This is a genomic window from Curvibacter gracilis ATCC BAA-807, assembly GCF_000518645.1.
GTDB classification, from domain to species: domain Bacteria; phylum Pseudomonadota; class Gammaproteobacteria; order Burkholderiales; family Burkholderiaceae_C; genus Curvibacter; species Curvibacter gracilis.
This window is the reverse complement of sequence record NZ_JADZ01000004.1, coordinates 399,673-418,251: the sequence shown is the minus strand read 5'-3', so window position 1 is coordinate 418,251 and position 18,579 is coordinate 399,673. Positions and strand designations below refer to the sequence as shown.

The window sequence follows — 18,579 nt, the reverse complement described above, 5'->3', positions numbered from 1 at the left end:
CCATGGACACGCTTCATACCCGGCTCCTGCGCCTGTACGACAACGCCCAGCAGGCCACCGTGGACGAGTTCGCCCAGTCGATGCTGCCCGAGTTGCGCGCGGTGGTCGGTTTCGATTCGGCGGCCATCTATTCGCTGACCCTGCTGCCGGACAAGTCGATCCGCTTCAATGCCTGCCTGTCCGAGGCCGATGCCCGCGACAAGCTGGAATACCGCGTGCGCGAGTTGCGCGACGGCCACATGGAAGCCGGTGGCCGGGTGCGAAGCCGGGATCGACTGATTGAACGAGGCTTCAACCAACCGGGGCGTTCCTTCTTCCTGGACACCCGCTCGGTCGGTGATCGTGAACTGCTGGAATACACGCGCCGCTTCAAGACTGAACACGCCTTTTTGCACGCTACCCGCATGGGGCGGGAGGTGGGCGTGCTGTCGCTGTGGCGCTCACGCAGGCCCGATGCATTTCAGCTGGCCGATGCGGCGCGCGGTGATGTGCTGATCCCGCACCTGTTCAAGGCGCTGCAGATCAACCGCAAGATCACCGATCTGGGTGAAAAAGCCGGCAATGGTTCGGCCTGGCAGATCGTTTGCGACGAACAAGGGGGCATTCTGTTCAGCGACGAGGGGGCCAACACCCTGCTGGGCCAGGAATGGGCCCAATGGAGCCTGCCCCGCCTGCCCACGCCCTTTCTGCACGACCTCATGCGCCAGGGCCACTACCAGGGCCGCTGCCTGCGCGCCACCGTGCAGTCCAGCGCCCGCCTGTTCGTCATCCGGCTGCAGGCGGTGGCCGCAGGCCAGCAACTCACCCCTGCCGAGTTGATCGTGGCTCGCCTCGCCGCCCGCGACCTGAGCTACAAGGAGGTGGCCCGGGAACTGGGCACTTCGCCTGCCACCGTGCGCAACCAACTCCACAGCGTCTACGGCAAGCTCAACATCAGCGGCAAGGCGGCTTTGAGCCATGCGCTGCGCGCCGCCTGACACCATGGTTCGGCTCCAGACGCACTGCCCATGAACATCAATCCTTTCCTGCTGGATCTGTACCACCAAGCCAGTCAGACCGACGCTGCCAGCCTGGGTACCCAGGCCCTGAACGATCTGCAGGGCCTGCTGCCATTCGAGGCCGGTGCTCTCTACTCCGTGTCGATGTTCGAACAACAGGCCCTGCGCTTCAACGCCTGCCTGTCTTACGGCCACGCGCTGGAGAAGCTGCGCTACCGCTTCGAGCATGTGGCCAACGAACGGCTGAACGCGCAACAGGAGGTGTGCAGCCCCGACCGCCTGCTGCACCGCGCCACTCGCCAACCCGGCCACACCTTTGCGCAGGATGTGTCGGGCATTGCCAGCCCGGGGATCCGGGCCTACGCGCGCCAGTTTGAAACCGCTCATGCCCTGCTGCACACCCAGCGCCAGGGGCAGCATTACCAGATGCTGTCCTTGTGGCGGGCCGACAAGCGCCAGGCTTTCGCGCAGGAGGAGCTGTACCGGGCCGACCTGCTGCTGCCCCATGTGTTCAACGCGATGGCCCTGGCTGACCAGTTCCAGGCCCGCGCCACCCTGCCAGGGGCCACCTCCCAGGCCGAGCTGGTGGTGGATCGTCAGGGCCATATCGTCATCGCCAGCCTGCAGGCGCTGGATTGGCTCAGCCAGGAATGGACGCAATGCAACGATGCCCGCCTGCCCGCCCCGCTGACGCAGGCCTTGTTCGACAGCCCGCAGAGGCGCTTTCAGGGGCGGCAGATCAACGCCGAACTGCGCCCTGGCGGGGCCCTGTGGCGGGTGCGCCTGCAACGCCGGGACAACCCCCAGCAACTGACGCTGGCCGAGCAGCGCGTGGCCCGGCTGGCCGCGGGCGGCCTGAGCTACAAGGAGGCCGCACGCGAACTGGGCATTTCACCGGCCACCGTGCGCAACCAGCTGCACAGCATCTACGGCAAGCTCAACATCAGCGGCAAGGCGGCCCTGGGCCATGTGCTGCAGGCGGCCTGAGGCCCGGGCCCAGACCGGTCATAGAACAATGTTCCATAGCCTGCGTCGCCTGGATTCCCTAGCATGGCTAACGTGCGGCGACCCGCCGGCCGAGGCCCGACCACAGCCCCCGAACACCGACGCGACCCACACCAGGCCGGCCTCCCGAACCGGACGCACCTCTTGATTTCTGACCCCGCGCAAGACGACCTGCCATGACTCCTGTTGCCATGAAACCCCGCCCTTGGCTGCCCCTGGCGCTGGCCACCAGCCTGCTGCTGTTGAGCGGCTGCGCCGTCGACCCCAACAATGGCCGCAACCTGCTGGACCTGGACGAGGTCACGGCCACCCAGATCCAGTCCTTCGCCCTGTCGCAGAAGAACGGTGTGCTGCGGCGCACAGTGCAAGGCCGCTTCCAGCTCAAGCTGTATGACCGCAACGGCGTCATCAACCTGCCCGCCGAGCCCAGCGGCTACCTGATCAGCCACAGCAGCGTGCTGCCCGACGGGGCCACGGTGCTGGTGCTGAACGCCCCCCGGCCCAACTGCAGCGGCCACAGCTACATCTACCTGCTGCGCACCAGCGCCGCCGAGAGCCGGGTGATGGAAACCAATCAATGCGGCCCGCTGGACTTTCAGACCGACCCCGCCGGCCCCCTGTGGCTGGCCCAGGCCCGCAGCCCCGTGGCCAATGGCCTGCTGTGGGTGGTGCGCGATGGCCAGTTGTTCAGCGCCCAGGATCCGCGCCAGGCCCCGGCGGCCGACCGCAAGGCCGGCGCCCCCGGCCAGGCCCCCGGTACCCCGGGGCGCCCGGGCGGCGGCACCGCACTGCCACAGGCCAACGGCTGGCACATCGAACACGGCGGCAGCAGCAAGCAGGCACCGGCGCCAGCGCCCCCCAGCAACAGCAGCGGCGCCAGCAATGCGTCCGGCGCCAAAGCCAACAACAGTGCGGGTGCAGGCAACAACACCAATGCAGCCAACACGACCGCCAGCGCCAACAGCCGCTTCATCCTGCCCACCAAAGCCCTGGAGCCGGCCTCGCTGCCGCAGGCGCAATCGGTGGTGATTGACATCAAGAAATGAATTTTCTCTCCGCGCTACGCGCCGACACCCCGCCCCACCCGGCCTCTCAGTCCGCCCACCCAGAGGATCTGCTCAAGTCGACCCAGGCGCCGGCTGCCACGCCAGGCCTCTGGCGCAGGTTCCGTGACTACTTCTTCCCCAGTGCCAAACGTGGACCGGTGCTGTACCTGCTGACCAGCATTACGCTGGTTTATCTGCTGCTTGAATTTGCCTTCAACGCGCGGCTGCTGGATGCGGTGGGCGGCATCAGTTCGGCGGATGCCATCGAGGGGATCGAAATCTGGGGTCGCTGTCTCTCTGGCTTTGCGTGTGCCTTGTTCTTTTGGCCCCTGGTGCTCAAAGGAAAAATAACCGGGACGAGCAAGCGCCTTCTGACGCTCGGCGCGGTGACGGGGGTGGTCATGAGCGTGATGTACGTCGGCGAGCGTGAGTTGGTCGATTTCATCGTCCGGATGTCGTCGCCGGCCCAACGTTATGCCTCGGCCAACCTGATGCTGCTGCAGCAATCGTTGGTGACAGGCGATGCCCATGTGCAAGACCTGGATCTGTCGGTGCGCCAGATGAACGCACCGGACGGCAAGGCGTTTCTGGCCACGTTCCCGATCCTGCTGCTGCAGATCAACGACGTGGAAAAGCGCATTGCCGATCAGAAGGCCACCCTGGTGCGGCGCGCCGTGGACAAGGCCTACGGCGGCCCGGTGGGCGCGTTCAACCACTATGTCGATGCCCTCAAAGAGCTCAAGACGGCCTACGACGGCCAGTACCTGCCCGGCACCCGCAAATACCAGGCGGCATTGAACACCATCCCTGCGCGCCAAGCCGAGGCCTGGGCCGACTACGAGCGCAGCCTGCGCCTCAAAGGCATGTCGCCAGACTCGGTGCCACTGATCCACCACGATCGGGTGCGTCGTGAGGTGCGCCGCAAGGGCGTGACCGTGCCCAACAACTGGCGGCCCAATGACCACGCCGGCTTCAACCAGGCTATTGCTGGATCGGTGAAGTCCACCGCCGACAACGAGTACCAGGCCGGCGTGCGCAATGCCCTGGGCGAGTACATCGCCCCCAATCTGTCGGCTGAGGCCTTCATGCTGAGCCCACCAATCCAGCGCCGATTGCTGGCAGGCCTGCGCTTTCCCTGCGAGGTCACGGTCAAGCTGGGCTATCAGACGCCAGCAGAGTTCGACCGCGGGGTGTACGGCCACGTGGTGGATTTGGTCACACGTCAAAAGCTCAACAGCCTGAGCGGGCGGCTGGAGGACTACGCCAACGGTGCCCGCTTCGAACACAGCGGCAAAGACAGCATGCGCGCCCTGATCGCACCACCCATGGCTTTGGCATTCTCTGTGGCGGGCGCTGTGGCGCACATCCTGAAGCTGACCTTTTTCTTGCTGCTGGAATGTGCTTTGGCCCTCCACTTCCGAAATGGTTGGTACAAGTTTGGCGCCATCATGCTCGGCATCGTGCTGATGATGGCCAGCTTCAGCACCCTCTTGAGCAGCCAGATCACGCGCCAACCGCTTTACCAGCAGCACGTGCACGCCGCGGCGCTGAATGACCAGGGCGGGCTCATCAGCCTCTGGCACGCCCCTTTGGTCCATGCCATTCGCGGCACGATCCAGGTGCAGCCTTATGCCTACCCGCTGTTCGAGTGGGTGCGGCACGCGGTGTTCCAGGATCTGGACTTCGGCTTCCAGCCCGATACCGGTCCTGCGCCTGCCCCCAGCCACGCCCCAGAAAAGCCCGCCTCATGCGTCAAAACCTCCTGAACCCGCGCGCGCTGCGCGCTGCCCTGCGGGGCCTGGCCCTGAGCCTGAGCTGGGCCCTGGCCCCGATGGGCCATGGCGCCCCTTCGACCGAGGCCCCTGACGCCCAGTTGCTGGCCCAGCAGGCCGTGCTGGCCGATGACATCTACGCCAGCGCGCCCAACGGCGAAAGCCGTTTCGCAGCCCTGCACCCGGGCTTTCAGCTGATCACCGACCCGGGCGTGAGCCTGCTGATGGCCTGGCGCTACGAAGCCGAGCGGCGGCATCTGAGCCTGGTGTTTCGCGGCACGGTCAATGCCGCCAACTGGATGGACGATCTGCGCCAGGGCCTGCAGGGCGCCAGTGCCGGGCCTGGCAGCGCCCCAACGGACAATGGCTGGATGGCACGCTCGCGGGAGGGGCTGACGGGTGGCGTGCGCGCCGGGGGCCCGGGCCAGGGCATCTACCCACGTTCGCGCCAGCTGATCGAGCAGTTGCTGCGCGAGCAGGGCCTGCGCCCTGCCAGCGTGAGCCTGGCCGGCCATTCGCTCGGGGGTGGGCTGGCCCAATACAACGCCCTGTTCTTTCCGGGCCTGGCCACTGTGTATGGATTCAACCCCGCCGCACTCAATGTGCGCAGCGTGGAGCAGGCCGGCAGCAGCCCCGAGCAGGCGGCCCAGGCCAACCCGCACTGGCTGTACAGCACCCGTTACCACGGCGCCGGCTGCGGCGACCGCCGGGGCGCACAGCGCGATGCGGCCCTGCCCTGCCTGGTGCTGGACGATGTGGTGTCCTCGCTGAGCCAGCAAAGCCGCCGCCTGAGCGACAGCGAATCGGTGCAACTGGGCCCGCTGCACAGCGTGGACGTGTTCGAGGTGGAAGATGCCTGGCCCTTGGGCCTTCGCGTGGGTGAGGCGCAGCGCGAAGCCGTCAAGCCCGTGATCCTGCTGGCCCTGGGGCGCCCGGCAGAGCACCGGGCGGACCCCCCCACGCCCTCCAACACCGCACCCCCCGGGCTGGGGCGCCTGCTGCAGGCCACCCGACAGGCGGCCCAATCCTTCAAGGAAGGACAACAGGAGGCCCAGCAGATCTACCAGAACCAGATTCGCCCGCGCGGCACCGACCTGCTGATGCTCTATACCCGCCCGGCCCACTCGATGCGCCTGCTGCGGGCCCGGCTCTGCCGCGAGGCGCCTGGCGCCCATTGCCCAGCCCCTTCCAACGAAGTCTTGTCACGCCCATGATCTGCCCCCTCACCCCCCGCACGGCACACGCCACCCGCCGCTCGCACGGTCGCCTGCAACGTGGCGCCCTCAGCCTGCTGCTGGCCTGCAGCGCCCTGTTGGCCGCGGCACAGGAGCTGCCGCGGGCCGAAGACCTGAATGGCCTGGAGCAAAGCGGCTACCTGCCACTGGATGCCTTGCACACCCCCCTGCTGCACCGCCTGGGCGGCAGCGACCCCGGCGATGATCTGACCCTGCTACGTGGTGCTGTCAGCGCCCTGCCGCCCCACCTGCGACAGGCCGGCCAGGAGCTGAACGCCAGCAATGAATTCGTGGCCCACGCGGCCCTGCAAAAGCTGCAACCTTACCTGGCCGAACGCACCCAGCTGATGACCCAGGCCCAGGGCTGGAGGGCCCACGTGGAGGTCAAGCTAAGCCCCTACGACTTCAGCCGCCACCGTTTCACCATGACCCTGAACCTGAACACCCAGGTTCAGGGCAGCGCGCGCGATCTGCACTGCCTGGGCAGCTACGCCAAAGATGCCAAGGGCGACGCGACGCTGTGCGTGGAACCCACCAATTGGGACCGGGGCAGCCTGGCTTTTGAATACCTGGTGGTAGACCGCGACGAGCAGGCCGAGAGCCTGCGCGACGACATCCAGAACCGGCGCATCCAGTTCATCTTTTTGCTGAAGAAAGAAGGCCCCTTGCGCGTCAACCGCAACAGCAAGCTGCGCCTGGGCCTGTTCGGCCACCCCATCAACGAAATCCAGCCGGCACGGGTGCTGGCCCTATTGGCAGTGGATGCGCGCAACCAGCGCATCCTGTCCATCACCCCCATGCCCTGAAGCGGCGTTTTCATCCTGTTCTCGTCGGTTATGACCCTATTTTTTGCCATGACACGCCACCCCCTCCAGGCCTTGCTGCTCCCTTCCGTTCTGGCCCTGATGCTGCAGGGTTGTGCCACCGCCCCCCCGGCCACGCGGTATTTCGGCGTGGTGCAGTCGGTGCACGACACCGAGCGCATCGAAACCGAATCCAACAAGACCAATGCCGTTCTGGGCGGCTTGGCCGGGGCCGCCGTGGGCAGCCAGATGGGCAAGGGCCGAGGCAAGACGGCCATGACCTTGCTCGGCGGCGCCGCCGGTGCGGCCGCAGGCAGCCAGATCAACGCACAACAGGTGCGCGTGCGGGTGCAGGTGCTGAGCGTGCAACTGCCCCAGGGCCAGTTGATGAACCTGGAGGTGGTTGACGGCCAGTACCAACCCGGCCAGAGCGTGATGCTCAAGCAGGTTGGCAATCAGGTGTCGGTGGATCTGCCCTGAGAAAGTGGCTTGTGTCCAACCGACTTGCCAGCATCAGCCCCAGGGTGCTGGCGACGCACCTGCGCTTTCTCGAACAGCAAGGCCTGATCTCCAAAAAGGTCTATCCGGTCGTGCCACCACGCACCGAATACAGCCTGACCCACTTGGGCACCAGCCTGTCGGGGGTGATCCAGGCCATGGCAGTGTTTGGCGCGGCGCTGGACACCCCGCCCCCGGCCACGCCAGAGGCTTGAGGCTCGCCCTCTCAGGGCTTGCGCACCACCTGTTGCGACAAGGGGTAGCCCCCCATGGTGCCCACGGTGCCGTACACCGCGGCGGCCGTGCCCGTCATGCAGCTGGCGCCCATCATGCCCAGGGCCGTGCAGTCGGCATAGGCCGTCTGCTGCAACTGGGCGTTGCTCAGGGCGGCGCCGGGATCGTCGGTGTTGACAAAGACCAGGGCATAGGCATTGCCCACCCCACCGGCTGACGGGTTGGCGGCGGCCGGGTAGCCGAAGTAGCGGGCATCGCTGGCCACGCCGGGGCGCCAGCCTTCGTTGCCATGGGCCACCACAAAGGTGTTGTTGGTGGCCAGGTAGAAGGCCCCCACCAGCACGCCCGTGCCGGTGCTGTCGGCATAGTGCACGCCTTGGCGGCTCAAGGGCACGGTGGTCATGGGGGTGTCGGTCATGGACTCGGTCAGCAGCCCGCTCAGGCCCGAGACGCTGCGCGTGGTGGAGTTGAAGCTGAAGCTGCCCGTGAAGATGCTGTTGTTGGGCTGGGTCTGCGGCTCGTAGAACGTGGCGGTGACCTGGTAGTCGGTGATCACCTGGACCGGCTCCGAGGCCGGGCCGGTGCCCTGCGCATTGACCGCATTCACCACCCAGGCATAGCCAGCGCAAGACGTGCCGCAGGCCACCTGGATCGGCGACGCACTGGCGCTGGCGCTCAGCCCCGCCGGCACCGAGCTGACCTGGTAGCCCGTGATCGGCGAGCCCCCGCTGGCGGTGGCGCCGATGCTGATCACGACCGTGCGCGCATCCGCGCCCAGCCGGGCCTTGAGCCCCGTGGGCGCTTCGGGCACCCCCACCGAGGTGGCGGGGCGCACGCTCAGGGTCTGGGCCACCTGGGCGGCGGCGGCGTACAGGTTGTTGCCAGCCTGGTCGGCCGTGACGGTGCAGGTGCCCAGGGCCAGGCCTTGCACCAGCCCACTGCTGGCGTCGACGCTGCAGACCTGGGGCGTGAGGCTGCCGTAGCGCACGGCCAGGCCCGAACTGGCCTGCGCCGTGACCGTGGCGCTGCCCCCCAGCGTGAGTGCCGGGGCGCTGCCGAAGCGGATGCTTTGCGCGGCCAGGCCCTGGGTCTGCACCACCAGGGTTTGGGTGAGCTGGGGCGCTGGCTGATAGTCGGCATTGCCGGCCTGGTTGGCCGCCACCACGCAGCTACCCGTGCTCAGGGCGGTGACCCGCCCGGTGTCCAGCACCTGGCAGACGGCCGGGGTCAGGCTGCTGAAGCTGACACTCAGGCCCGAGCTGGCGGTGGCGCTCACCTGGGCGCTTTGCCCCAGGATGAGGGCTGGCGCCGGGCCGAACTGCAGGGTCTGGCTCTTGGCCAGGGTGGCGGGGGCGAGGCCGCCGCCGCAGGCGCTCAACAGGCCGGCCAGCCCGGTGCCTGAAACCAGGGCCAGCGCCCGGTGCGTGGCCTGCGGCCAAGACCGGGGCCTTGCCGGCCCCAGGATGCGGGAGATGAATGTGAGCATGGAAGAGGTTCCTCAGAAGTCAAGACGCAGCGCCAACTGGATCGAGCGGCCCTTGCCGGGCACGGGCACGCCCCAGGCGATGCCATTGATGGCCATGGACGAGCCCTGGCCCAGGTAGGCCCCACCCAGGGGCGCGCTGTAGAAGCGGTTGAAGAGGTTGTCGATGCCGAAGTCGAAGCGGGCCTTCTGGAACTGGTAGCTGGCGCGCCAGTTCAGCAAGGCATAGCCGGCGGTGGGCATCTCGTTGCGCACCTGCGAGACCCGGGTCTTGGCGCTGACGGCCAGCCACTCCAGGCTCTGGCTCCAGGCACCGCGCTGCTGCTCGATCGACCAGCGCAGGTTCAGCGGCATCAGGTTGTACAGGCCGTCGCCGGTGACACGGTTCGTGCCCTGCACCCAGTTGAGCACGGCCCGGGTCTGCAGCGTGCCCAGGCTGGCGTGGCGGCCCAACAGCGCCCGCCCGGACAGGTCCAGCCCCTGCATGCGGGCCTGCTGATTCAGGTATTGCAGGAGCACGAAGCTTTGCGTGTCGGTCTGGTTGGCGGCGGCGCACTGGCCGATGGCGCAGCGCTGGGCGTCGATGTAGTTCTCGATCTGGGTCAGGTACACGGTGCCGCGGACCTGCCAGTCGGGCTCGGTGCCCGGGCCGGCATCGGGCGCCGGTACGGCCTGCCAGTCGGCCGTGGCGCTCAGGGTGTGGGCCACCTCGGGGCGCAGGTTCTGGTTGCCGATGTAGCCATTGCCGTCACCGGCAAAGTTGTTCATCAAGGCGGCCATGGCCTGGGTGGACCAGGGGTAGCGCTGGTACAGGCTGGGCGCGCGCGACTTGCGCGCATAGCCCAGCTCGTAGGTCTGGCCGGCGGCGGGGGTGTGGCGCACCAGGGCCGTCAAATCCCAGTTGAGGTCGGAGCGGCGGTGCCCCTGGGCATTGAAGCTGGCGGCATCGTTGCCCCACAGGCTGGCCAGGCTGTTGTTGTAGCCCTGGGCCGGCGCTGCGTCCGTGGTGACCGAGCTCAGGCGCAGGCCGAGCAGGCTGCTCCACTGCAGCTGCCATTGGGCCTCCCACTCGGCAAAGGCATCGTGGCGTTGGCGCCGCCCGTAGTTCAGGTTCCAGAACGCATTCGGGCCCATGGTGCCGCCCACCGGGGGCCACCAGTCGTTCAGGCTGTGGTGCTGGGCCTCCAGGCCCAGGCGCAGCAGGTCGCGCTCGGTCCAGTTGATGTGGGCCTTGAGCGAGGCGCCCAGGGTGCGGGCCTGGGTGTTCATGGGCATGCCGGTGCCGTAGCTGTCGCGGTCGACCCCCATGTCCATGCGGTGGCTGGTGCGCTGGCTGTAGGCCTGGGCCAGCAGCTCGCCCCACTCATACTGCCCTTGGTAACGGGCATTGAGCTGGGTGTTGCGGTTGCCCGTCATGTCCATGCGCTGGTTGGGGTAGCCCTCGAAAGGGATGTCCTGCTGGCTGGCGGTGAGCTGCAGCCAATGCGTGTCGTGCCGCAGGGCCAGGCCCAGGCTCTGGTTGCGGGCCCGGTAGGCGGAAGAGCCCAGCTCGTCGCCCGCCAGCGCGCCGCCCGAGGTGGCCGCAGCCGCCTTGAATGGCGCCGCAGCGTGGTAGTTGTCCGACTGGGCGCTGGAGCCGGTGTAGCTCAGGCTCAGGCCCTCATTGGCCACCACCAGGGCGGCATCGGCGCCACGGCCGCGGCCATTGCTTCGGTAGAAGCTGCCCAGGTGGCCCTGGGTCAGCAAACCCTCGCCTGCGGCGGCGAACTGGGGCGCCGCCGACTCGACCTGCACGGTGCCGCCCAGGCTGTCGCCCCCCACGCTGACCGGCGTGATGCCGGCAAACACCCGCACCCGGGCCACGTTCGAAGCATCGATGTAGGACAGCGGTGAGTTCATGTGGTTGGGGCAGGCCGCCATCAGGTCCATGCCGTCGACCTGCACCCGCAGGCGCTCGTCGGCCAGCCCGTGGATGACGGGCAGCGACGACACGCCGCCCGCGCCGTACAGGCTGAGCCCGGGCAGCCCGTCCAGCAGCTCGGCGGCATCGCTGCTGCCCAGGCGCCGTGGGGTGAGGGCCGCGCCTTCGAGGCGCAGGCGCCCCGGCAGGCTGCGGCTCTCGTTGCCGGGGGCGGTGTCGGTGACCGTGACGGTGGAGAGCGTCGCGGTGGAGAGCGTGGAGCTCGCAGCTGGCGTGTCTTTCGCCGCGATCAGAGGCGCCGAAGTCTGGGCCATCAGCAGGCCGCTGGCCGAACTGGCCAGCAAAGCCATCAGACCGCGGGTGCAGGCTGGGTGTCGTTTCATGGGGTTCTCCTTTTGCCAGGGGGCGGGCTCTGGAACGGATCTGCGTGGCGCGGGTCGCGCAGGAAGGTGGGGTCCGTCAGGGTCTTGAGGAAGGCGAGCAGGTCGGCCTGGTCCTGGCGGCTCAGCGCCCGTGGACGTACCAGCGCGCTCTTGAGCGGGCTGGCTCGCCCATCCCCCGCGTCGGGCCCCTGGGTGATGCGGCGCCCGCCGTCGGCGTACAGGGCAATGGCTTCTTGCAGCGTGGCCACCGAGCCGTCGTGCATGTAGGGCGCGGTGACCTCGATGTTGCGCAGGGTGGGTGCGCGGTAATGGCCCATGTCGGCCGCCTTGCCGGTGATCTCGATCAGGCCGGGGCTGGCCGCCGGGTAGGCCCCGCGCCCATCCAGGTTGTACAGGCCCTTGTTGTAAAAGCTCACGTCGACGTCGCGCGTGGCCACGGTCAGAAACTGGTTGCTGAAATTGGGCTCCTGGTGGCACTTGACGCACTCGGCCTGGCGGAACAGCTTCAGGCCGCGGGCTTCAGTCGCACTGAAGCGGGCTTTGCCTTCTTTCACCCGGTCGTACTTGCTGTTGAAGCTGAGCAGCGAGCGCTCAAAGGCCGAGACCGCCTTGATCACGTGGTCCCAGCTGATGGCGCCCTGCGGGTCTTCGGGGAAGGCCGCGGCAAAACGCCGGGGGTAGCCGGGCTCGGCCTGCAGGCGCTGCAGCACCTGCTGCACGTTGGCGTCGTTCACGCCCATTTCAACCGGGGTCTCGCCAAAGACCGGGTTGGTCATCTGGCGCTCCAAGGTGATCAGCGCGGGGTTGGCCCAGGTGTAGGTGGCATTGAACGCCACATTGGCCAGCGACATCGGGCTGCGCGGATGCGCCTCGCCGGTCGAGCCCAGGCCGTGGGCACGGCCATCGGTGAAGGCCAAGCGCTGAAAGTGGCACGAGCCGCAAGACTGGGTGCCATTGCCCGACAGGCGCTTGTCATAGAACAGAAAGCGGCCCAGCTCGACCTTGGCCGATGACATCGGGTTGTCGGCCGGCACGCGCGGTGGCGCCACATCGGCAGGCAGTTGCCAGACCCAGTCTGCGGGCCCGGCACCGGCCCTCTTGAGCGAGGCCGCAGAGACGGCCGGCGTGGTAATGGGCGCGATGTGCCCGGGGCGCTCACTGGAGGCAAAAGCCGACTGACCAGGGCACAGAGCCCCCGCCATCAGGCTCACACCCAGCCAGGCCCCTGGCCACCGGGCACCCCAGGCATCAAGCGTGGTGGTGCCCATGGATCACAAGCCCACAGCCTTGAAGGCGCTCTGGGTCTGGCCCGAGATCGGCTGCCCCGTGCCCGTGCCGTCGCTGTTGAAGGTCAAGGCCAACACACCGAAAGGCCCGACGCATTTGGCATCGGTGGGGCTGGACATGCAGCTGTTGGCCACGCTGAAATCGGCGCTGGCAAACAGTGTTTTCACGTCCAGCGCAATCGCCTGGGTGTTGGGGTTGAAGCTCGAAAAGGTCAAAGGCACGCGGTTCGGCGCGGTGCAGCTGGTGATCGCCACCCCGTTGGCCGGATCGCCCACACAGCCGGTGGAGCCGAGATGCAGCAGGGTCATGGGGCTGCCCGTGTCGGTGCTTTGCAACTCCACCTTGGTGAACTTGCGGCCACCGCGCCAGTTCCAGGACATGCCGGGGTTCACATCAGAGCGCAACACCGCCGGGGTGGCCGGGTCGGTCGAGTTGAGGTGGTTGAGCGAGAACGGCACGCCCAGCGTCATGGTGACGCCCACGTACTGCCCGGCCGGCACGGTGCCCTGGATCAGCTTGTTCAACGAGGCGGCCGCCGTGCAACTGCCCACGCCCGTCTGCGACAGGGTGATCAGGCTCACGCTGTCCGTGCCCTGGTAGTTGTTGTTGTCGGTGCCCGACAGCGTCAGCGCCACCGAGCTGCCATCGGCTTTCAGCAGCTTCACGTTCGAGATGTAGAAGCGCAGGTCCTGGATCTGGGCCCCACTGCTCTTGCTGCCCAAGCCGGCCACGGCCGTGCCGCACTGGATCGGGGTGCTGCCGGCATAGGCGGCGAACTGTAGCTTGACGGCGCCGCTCGCATCAACCGACCAGCCATTGCTGCTACCGCCGTCGCCACCGCCGCCGCAGGCACTCAACAAGGCCGACAGCGCCAGGGCGGCGCTGGCTGCGCCAAGAAGGGATTTGGAATACCGGGACGTAGAAAAGCAAGCCATGAATAGCTCCTGCATCAAATGGCTGAAAAAGAAGGGTGCGATCGAGCACCAGCACCCCACGCCGAGAAGGTGGGTCTGGTGTTCCGATCAGAAAGTGAAGTGAAGCGGCACGGCGCAGCCAACCCTCAGGGGGTGGTGACGGGCGTGTGCACTCCGGGTGCGCGGTGCCCACAGGGCAACCGCCACCAGATGGCGCCACAAGGTGTTGAAAGGGCCTGGGCCAGGGCTGTGCCGCCGCAGACCGGCTCGCTCAAGCGAGCAGGCACGCAGCGCACCCCAACAGGTCTGGGAGGGCCCTCAGGCCAGAGGCGGGGCGCGTGGATGCGCCAGACGCAGGTCCGGGCGCAGATCGGGAACAGTGGGGGCCGGCAACCGCCAGCGGGGCCGCTCAGGCGCCAGCACCGGCAGCTCCAGGCTGGGCGCCGGGCCCAGGCGATCGAGCATGAGCACGCAGTAGGCGCAGTCATCGATGCTGACGGCCGGGGTGTCCGACAGATCGGCCAAGGCCACACGGGCCAAACCCTTGCCAGAAGCCGGGGTCGCCGAGCACACATCGGCCCAGATCAGGGCCGATGGTTGCTGCGCCGCCAGGGCCCGCGAGACCGTGGGCATGAGCGAGGCCAGCACCATGGCCGCCACCATCCACCAGCTGGCAAGCCGGCGGCCGGGGGCACTGCGGAAGGTGTTGCTCAAGTGGCGCATGGACAGCGGAAGATTATGCAGCCATGGGTTCACAAAAGGCTTACATCAGATCAATGAATCTTCATCGCAACACGGGCCCCTGAGCGCAGACGGACGGGATCGAGAATGTGCCATGCGCTCAAGCCTCAGGCCTTGCGGAACAGGCGCACCACGAGCCCACGCGCCCATCGAACCAGGGGCGAGTGCTCGTGGCGTCGGCTCCAGTGCACAGCGACATTGAAGGCATTGGACGGTAGCTCGGTATCGAGCAGCAAGAAAGGCCCGTCCTGCACGAATTCGCGCGCAATCGCCAACGGCATGAGGACCGCCAGGTCAGAGTGGCGCACGATGCCCGGCAGCGCCAGAAAGGTCGACGTCGTGAGCTTGATCTGCCGGTCCAGACTGGCGGCGCGCAGCATCTGGAGCGTTTGCGCATGCGAGCGCACGGCCACCAACTCCAGGGAGTGCATCTTTCGCAGGCTCAGGACGGGCCGCTTGAGCGACTCCGTGATCGGATGTCCTTTGCGCAGCAGCACCACATAGCGGTCCGACAGCAACTGTTCGCTGGCCGAGCCGGTCAGCTCGGGCAGAAACCCGATGGCGAGATGGATGTCCCCGTTGTCCAGCGCCAGCCCGATCTCAGACTGGGGCAACGCCCTCGCCTGCACCTGGATACCGGGGGCCACCCGCCTCAACTCGGACATCAACTCCGGCAGAAACCGCGCCTCGCCGATGTCGGTGAGGTGGATGCGCAACTCGGTGCTGGAGCTGCGTGGGTCAAAGGTGTTGTCGGAGGCCAGTCCGGCCTCCAGATGGGCCAGGCCGGTCTGCACCGAGCGCGCCAGGTCGTCGGCCCGGGGCGTGGGTCGGACGCCGCCACGGGTCCGCTCGAACAGGGGATCGCCGAGCGCCAACCTCAGCCGTGTCAGGGCCTGGCTGGTGGAAGGCTGGGACAGGCCCAGCTGTTCGGCGGCACGGCTCACGTTGCGGGTTCGATAGATCACATCGAAGACCCTCAGGAGGTTCAGATCGAGCTGTTCCATTTATTGGGTTTTCCAATGGCACTTAGTAGGCTCATATTGTTGCCCGACTTATTGCTTGTGCCCAAACTCGCGTCATCAAACAAGTTGTTGAACCAGACGGAGACGCCATGCCCATCGAATCGCCCCCCCGACCCACCGTGCGCGAAGCCTTTGTGCGCTTGATGCGAGACCTGGGCATCGACACGGTTTTCGGCAACCCGGGCTCGACCGAATTGCCCATGTTCCGCAACTACCCGAAGGATTTCCAGTACATCCTGGGCTTGCAGGAGTCGGTGGTCGTCGGCATGGCCGACGGGTATGCGCAGGCCACGCGCAACGCGGCCATGGTCAACCTGCACTCGGCAGCAGGCGTGGGCCACGCCATGGGCAACATCTTCACGGCGTTCCGCAACCAGACGCCCCTGATCATCACGGCCGGCCAACAGGCCCGTTCCATCCTTCCGTTCGACCCGTTTTTGTCGGCAACCCAGGCCACCGAACTGCCGCGGCCCTATGTGAAATGGGCCATCGAGCCCGCCCGCGCCGAGGACGTGCCGCTGGCCCTGTTGCGGGCCTACCAGGTGGCCATGCAGGCGCCCCAAGGCCCCGTCTTCATCTCGATCCCGGCGGACGACTGGGAGAAGACCTGCGATTGGGTAACGCCACGGCAGGTCAGCCATGCCAGCGCCCCGGATCCCGCCCTGTTGGCGCAGGTGGCCAAGGCCCTGGCGGACAGCCGCTCCCCCGTCATCGTCGTCGGTGCAGGGGTGGACCGCGATGCGGCCATGGAGGCCGTGGTCAAGCTGGCCGAGCGCCACCAGGCGCCGGTCTACACCGCCCCCATGAGCGCGCGCTGCGGCTTTCCCGAGCAGCACCCACTGTTCTCGGGCTTTCTGCCGCCGATGCGCGAACGCATCGTCGCCACCCTGGCAGGCCACGACCTGATCCTGGTGCTGGGCGCACCGGCGTTCAGCTACCACATCGAGGGCCAGGGCCCCCATATCCCCGAGGGCAGCACGCTGTGGCAGATCGTCGATGATCCGCACACTGCGGCCTGGACACCTGCGGGCCACAGCGTGGTCTGCAGCGTCCGGCTGGCGGTGCAAAGCCTGCTGGCAGCGCCCTCGGGCGAGGCCCTGCGCAGCGCACCAGCGGCTCGGCCCGCCGCCGAGCGGGCTGAGCCGACCGGCCCGATGTCGGTGGCCTTCGCGCTGCAGACGCTCGACGAGCTGCGCCAGCCCCATGACGTGGTGGTGGAAGAGGCGCCCGGATCCCGCGGCGTGATGCAGCGCTACCTGCCCATGCCTGGGGCGGACTCGTTCTACACCATGGCCAGTGGCGGGCTGGGACACGGCATGCCGGCCGCGGTCGGCGTTGCGCTGGCGCGTCGCCAACTCGGCCTGCCAGGCCGCGTGATTGCCTTGATCGGCGACGGCTCCAGCATGTACTCGATCCAGGCCCTGTTCAGTGCCGCGCGCCTCAAGCTGGCACTGACCTTCGTCATCCTGAACAACCGGCGCTACGCCGCGCTTCAGGACTTTGCGCCGGTGTTCGGCTATGCCCCCGGCGAGACGCCCGAGGGGACCGACCTGGACGGCCTCGACTTCCCTGCACTGGCCGCTGGCCATGGTCTGCCCGCTTGGCGTGTCGACCAAGCCGACGCACTGCACGAGGCCCTGGCCAAGGCCCTGAACCACGATGGCCCCTGCCTGATCGAGCTCGTCGTGGCCTGAGCCACGCCCTCCGATATTTCCATCCGAACCACAAGGAGACATTCATGCAAAAAATTCAGCTTCTGATTCAGGGTGAGCGCTGCGACGCCACCTCGGGACGCACCTTTGAACGCCGCAATCCGCTCGATGGTGAGGTGGCGACATGCGCACCTGCAGCCACCCCAGCTGATGCGATCCGTGCCGTGGAGGCGGCGCAAAAGGCCTTCCCGGCCTGGGCCGCACTGGGCCCGGGGGCTCGCCGCGCCTTGTTGCTGAAGGCTGCGACCGCGCTGGAAGCAAAGTCCGCCGCCTTCGCGGCCACGATGGCAGCGGAGACAGGCAGCTCGGCCATCTGGGCCGGCTTCAACGTGCATGTCGCCGCGGGCATGCTGCAAGAGGCTGCGTCCCTGACCACCCAGGTGGGTGGTGAGCTGATTCCCTCCGATGTGCCAGGCAGCCTGGCCATGGCCGTGCGCCAGCCGGCGGGTGTGGTGCTCGGCATGGCGCCCTGGAACGCCCCGGTCATCCTGGGCGTGCGCGCCGTGGCGACTCCCCTGGCCTGTGGCAACACGGTGGTCCTCAAGGGGTCCGAGATGTCGCCCGCCACGCACGGGCTGATCATCGAGGCACTGCAGGAGGCGGGTTTGCCCGCCGGGGTCGTGAACTTCATCACCAACGCACCGGAGGACGCCGGCGCCGTGGTGGAAGCCATGGTGGCCCACCCTGCCGTGCGCCGGGTCAACTTCACCGGCTCCACCCGGGTGGGCCGGATCATCGCGAACCTGTGTGCCCGACACCTGAAGCCCGCCGTCCTCGAGCTGGGTGGCAAGGCACCTCTGCTGGTGCTGGAGGACGCAGACCTGGATGCCGCGGTACAGGGTACCGCCTTCGGCGCCTTCGCCAATTCAGGACAGATCTGCATGTCGACCGAGCGCATCATCGTGGACCAGGCGATTGCCGACGACTTCGTGGCCCGGCTGACGGCCAAGGCCAAGTCCCTGCCTTTGGGCGATCCACGCCAGGGCCCGGTGGTTCTGGGCTCGGTGGTGGACATGAGCACGGTGAAGCGTTGCAACGCCTTGATCGATGACGCCCTGGCCAAGGGGGCGACCCTGCTGTGCGGCGGCAAGGCCGACTCGACCCTGATGCCTGCCACCCTGCTGGACCACGTGACACCCGACATGCTGATCTACCAGGAGGAGAGCTTCGGCCCGGTCAAGCCCATCGTGCGGGTGGACGGTGTGGATGCCGCCGTGGCCTGCGCCAACGACAACGCCTTCGGCCTGTCGGCTGCCGTCTTCAGCCGCGACATCGCCAAGGCCTGGAACGTGGCGCGCCGCATCGAGTCCGGCATCTGCCACATCAACGCCCCCACGGTGCACGACGAGCCCCAGATGCCCTTCGGCGGTGTGAAGGATTCGGGCTATGGCCACTTCGGTGGGCGTGCCGGCATCGAATCCTTCACGGATCTGCGCTGGGTGACCCTGCAGACGACCGAACGCCACTACCCGTTCTGAGTGATTCGCTGGCGCGTGCCCTGCCCCCCAAAAAATCATGGAGACAA

At 67.5% G+C, this 18,579-nt stretch carries 16 protein-coding genes; 10 read left to right on the top strand and 6 right to left on the bottom strand.

What is annotated here, in order from left to right; all coding sequences use genetic code 11:
* Positions 1–2: 2 nt before the first annotated feature.
* From L880_RS0101930 to L880_RS31290, 8 genes are all read left to right on the top strand, one after another.
* The gene (locus L880_RS0101930) at positions 3–977 is read left to right on the top strand and encodes a helix-turn-helix domain-containing protein (RefSeq protein WP_027474229.1); all 975 of its coding nucleotides are present in this window, start codon (positions 3–5) and stop codon (positions 975–977) included.
* Between the two features lie 30 nt (positions 978–1,007).
* The gene (locus tag L880_RS0101925) at positions 1,008–1,985 is read left to right on the top strand and encodes a helix-turn-helix transcriptional regulator (RefSeq protein WP_027474228.1); all 978 of its coding nucleotides are present in this window, start codon (positions 1,008–1,010) and stop codon (positions 1,983–1,985) included.
* Between the two features lie 209 nt (positions 1,986–2,194).
* On the top strand, positions 2,195–3,049 hold the full coding sequence (locus L880_RS0101920; RefSeq protein WP_027474227.1) for a hypothetical protein: 855 nt from the start codon (positions 2,195–2,197) through the stop codon (positions 3,047–3,049).
* On the top strand, positions 3,046–4,815 hold the full coding sequence (locus L880_RS0101915) for a hypothetical protein (RefSeq protein ID WP_027474226.1): 1,770 nt from the start codon (positions 3,046–3,048) through the stop codon (positions 4,813–4,815). Before L880_RS0101920 ends, L880_RS0101915 begins: the two co-directional genes overlap by 4 nt.
* The gene (locus tag L880_RS0101910) at positions 4,797–6,035 is read left to right on the top strand and encodes a Tle-like phospholipase domain-containing protein (protein ID WP_027474225.1); all 1,239 of its coding nucleotides are present in this window, start codon (positions 4,797–4,799) and stop codon (positions 6,033–6,035) included. The genes L880_RS0101915 and L880_RS0101910 overlap by 19 nt, the downstream gene beginning before the upstream one ends.
* Positions 6,032–6,862, top strand: a complete 831-nt coding sequence (locus L880_RS0101905) for a hypothetical protein (protein WP_027474224.1) — start codon at positions 6,032–6,034, stop codon at positions 6,860–6,862. The genes L880_RS0101910 and L880_RS0101905 overlap by 4 nt, the downstream gene beginning before the upstream one ends.
* A gap of 48 nt (positions 6,863–6,910) precedes the next feature.
* Positions 6,911–7,339 (top strand): glycine zipper 2TM domain-containing protein, encoded by a 429-nt coding sequence (locus L880_RS34125; RefSeq protein ID WP_245614874.1) that lies wholly within the window; start codon positions 6,911–6,913, stop codon positions 7,337–7,339.
* Between the two features lie 11 nt (positions 7,340–7,350).
* Positions 7,351–7,572 carry a winged helix-turn-helix transcriptional regulator gene (locus tag L880_RS31290; RefSeq protein WP_043328087.1) on the top strand — a complete coding sequence of 74 codons (222 nt, stop codon included), beginning with the start codon at positions 7,351–7,353 and terminating at the stop codon, positions 7,570–7,572.
* Between the two features lie 11 nt (positions 7,573–7,583).
* On the opposite strand, the gene L880_RS34120 is transcribed toward L880_RS31290, so the two are convergent.
* The 6 genes from L880_RS34120 to L880_RS0101865 all read right to left on the bottom strand — a co-directional run bounded on the left by L880_RS34120 (position 7,584) and on the right by L880_RS0101865 (position 15,324).
* Positions 7,584–9,077 carry a fibronectin type III domain-containing protein gene (locus L880_RS34120; RefSeq protein WP_051442960.1) on the bottom strand — a complete coding sequence of 498 codons (1,494 nt, stop codon included), beginning with the start codon at positions 9,075–9,077 and terminating at the stop codon, positions 7,584–7,586.
* A 12-nt stretch (positions 9,078–9,089) separates the two neighbouring features.
* Positions 9,090–11,378: a TonB-dependent receptor plug domain-containing protein gene (locus tag L880_RS0101885; RefSeq protein ID WP_245614872.1), complete on the bottom strand. Its 2,289-nt coding sequence runs from the start codon at positions 11,376–11,378 to the stop codon at positions 9,090–9,092.
* Positions 11,375–12,646, bottom strand: coding sequence for a methanobactin export MATE transporter MbnM (locus L880_RS0101880; protein ID WP_027474221.1), 1,272 nt, complete (start codon positions 12,644–12,646; stop codon positions 11,375–11,377). The genes L880_RS0101885 and L880_RS0101880 overlap by 4 nt, the downstream gene beginning before the upstream one ends.
* A gap of 3 nt (positions 12,647–12,649) precedes the next feature.
* Positions 12,650–13,600 carry an MbnP family copper-binding protein gene (locus tag L880_RS31280; RefSeq protein WP_169737707.1) on the bottom strand — a complete coding sequence of 317 codons (951 nt, stop codon included), beginning with the start codon at positions 13,598–13,600 and terminating at the stop codon, positions 12,650–12,652.
* A gap of 297 nt (positions 13,601–13,897) precedes the next feature.
* Positions 13,898–14,302: a DUF2946 domain-containing protein gene (locus L880_RS0101870; protein ID WP_027474220.1), complete on the bottom strand. Its 405-nt coding sequence runs from the start codon at positions 14,300–14,302 to the stop codon at positions 13,898–13,900.
* A 125-nt stretch (positions 14,303–14,427) separates the two neighbouring features.
* A complete protein-coding gene (locus L880_RS0101865; RefSeq protein ID WP_027474219.1) occupies positions 14,428–15,324 on the bottom strand; it encodes a LysR substrate-binding domain-containing protein in 897 nt (298 codons plus the stop codon).
* Between the two features lie 107 nt (positions 15,325–15,431).
* Here L880_RS0101865 and mdlC point away from each other — a divergent pair, with 107 nt between their 5' ends.
* Both mdlC and L880_RS0101855 read left to right on the top strand, forming a co-directional pair.
* On the top strand, positions 15,432–17,036 hold the full coding sequence (mdlC, locus tag L880_RS0101860; RefSeq protein WP_027474218.1) for a benzoylformate decarboxylase: 1,605 nt from the start codon (positions 15,432–15,434) through the stop codon (positions 17,034–17,036).
* 44 nt (positions 17,037–17,080) lie between these two features.
* Entirely contained in the window at positions 17,081–18,532 is a 1,452-nt protein-coding gene (locus tag L880_RS0101855; RefSeq protein ID WP_027474217.1) for an aldehyde dehydrogenase, read from the top strand.
* Positions 18,533–18,579 lie beyond the last annotated feature (47 nt).

Excerpts from the sequence above, each read along its gene's own strand:
- L880_RS0101930 (WP_027474229.1), top strand. The coding sequence starts at position 3 with ATGGACACGCTTCATACCCGGCTCCTGCGCCTGTACGACAACGCCCAG.
- L880_RS0101925 (WP_027474228.1), top strand. The coding sequence starts at position 1,008 with ATGAACATCAATCCTTTCCTGCTGGATCTGTACCACCAAGCCAGTCAG.
- L880_RS0101920 (WP_027474227.1), top strand. The coding sequence starts at position 2,195 with ATGAAACCCCGCCCTTGGCTGCCCCTGGCGCTGGCCACCAGCCTGCTG.
- L880_RS0101915 (WP_027474226.1), top strand. The coding sequence starts at position 3,046 with ATGAATTTTCTCTCCGCGCTACGCGCCGACACCCCGCCCCACCCGGCC.
- L880_RS0101910 (WP_027474225.1), top strand. The coding sequence starts at position 4,797 with ATGCGTCAAAACCTCCTGAACCCGCGCGCGCTGCGCGCTGCCCTGCGG.
- L880_RS0101905 (WP_027474224.1), top strand. The coding sequence starts at position 6,032 with ATGATCTGCCCCCTCACCCCCCGCACGGCACACGCCACCCGCCGCTCG.
- L880_RS34125 (WP_245614874.1), top strand. The coding sequence starts at position 6,911 with ATGACACGCCACCCCCTCCAGGCCTTGCTGCTCCCTTCCGTTCTGGCC.
- L880_RS34120 (WP_051442960.1), bottom strand. The coding sequence starts at position 9,077 with ATGCTCACATTCATCTCCCGCATCCTGGGGCCGGCAAGGCCCCGGTCT.
- L880_RS0101885 (WP_245614872.1), bottom strand. The coding sequence starts at position 11,378 with ATGAAACGACACCCAGCCTGCACCCGCGGTCTGATGGCTTTGCTGGCC.
- L880_RS0101880 (WP_027474221.1), bottom strand. The coding sequence starts at position 12,646 with ATGGGCACCACCACGCTTGATGCCTGGGGTGCCCGGTGGCCAGGGGCC.
- L880_RS31280 (WP_169737707.1), bottom strand. The coding sequence starts at position 13,600 with ATGGCTTGCTTTTCTACGTCCCGGTATTCCAAATCCCTTCTTGGCGCA.
- L880_RS0101870 (WP_027474220.1), bottom strand. The coding sequence starts at position 14,302 with ATGCGCCACTTGAGCAACACCTTCCGCAGTGCCCCCGGCCGCCGGCTT.
- L880_RS0101865 (WP_027474219.1), bottom strand. The coding sequence starts at position 15,324 with ATGGAACAGCTCGATCTGAACCTCCTGAGGGTCTTCGATGTGATCTAT.
- mdlC (WP_027474218.1), top strand. The coding sequence starts at position 15,432 with ATGCCCATCGAATCGCCCCCCCGACCCACCGTGCGCGAAGCCTTTGTG.
- L880_RS0101855 (WP_027474217.1), top strand. The coding sequence starts at position 17,081 with ATGCAAAAAATTCAGCTTCTGATTCAGGGTGAGCGCTGCGACGCCACC.